This window comes from Mesorhizobium sp. M7A.F.Ca.ET.027.03.2.1, assembly GCF_003999175.1.
Classification (GTDB): domain Bacteria; phylum Pseudomonadota; class Alphaproteobacteria; order Rhizobiales; family Rhizobiaceae; genus Mesorhizobium.
On sequence record NZ_RZOM01001903.1, the window covers coordinates 1 to 451 of the forward strand.

The 451-nt window shown below is 60.8% G+C and carries 1 protein-coding gene; it reads left to right on the forward strand.

Annotation, left to right across the window (positions count from 1 at the left end; all coding sequences use genetic code 11):
- Positions 1-98 precede the first annotated feature (98 nt).
- Positions 99-451: TCP-1/cpn60 chaperonin family protein (locus tag EN750_RS38690; RefSeq protein ID WP_281062399.1), on the forward strand; the 353-nt coding region annotated here is incomplete at its 3' end.

Here is a 451-nt window from a genome sequence, read left to right on the forward strand (position 1 = left end):
GAAGGAATCCGACATCATGGGCATCATCGGCTGATATCAGGCCTTTCCCCGTCAACTGAATTCCCGGGCTCGATCAAAGCCCCTGCCAGGAGCTAAAAATGGCTGCCAAAGACGTAAAATTCTCCCGTGATGCCCGCGAGCGCATGCTGCGCGGCGTCAACATCCTCGCCGACGCGGTGAAAGTCACGCTCGGCCCCAAGGGCCGCAACGTCGTCATCGACAAGTCGTTCGGCGCCCCGCGCATCACCAAGGACGGCGTTACCGTCGCCAAGGAAATCGAGCTTGAAGACAAGTTCGAGAACATGGGCGCGCAGATGGTCCGCGAAGTTGCTTCGAAGACCAACGACATCGCCGGCGACGGCACCACGACCGCAACCGTTCTGGCACAGTCGATCGTCCAGGAAGGCCACAAGGCCGTTGCCGCCGGCATGAACCCGATGGACCTGAAGCG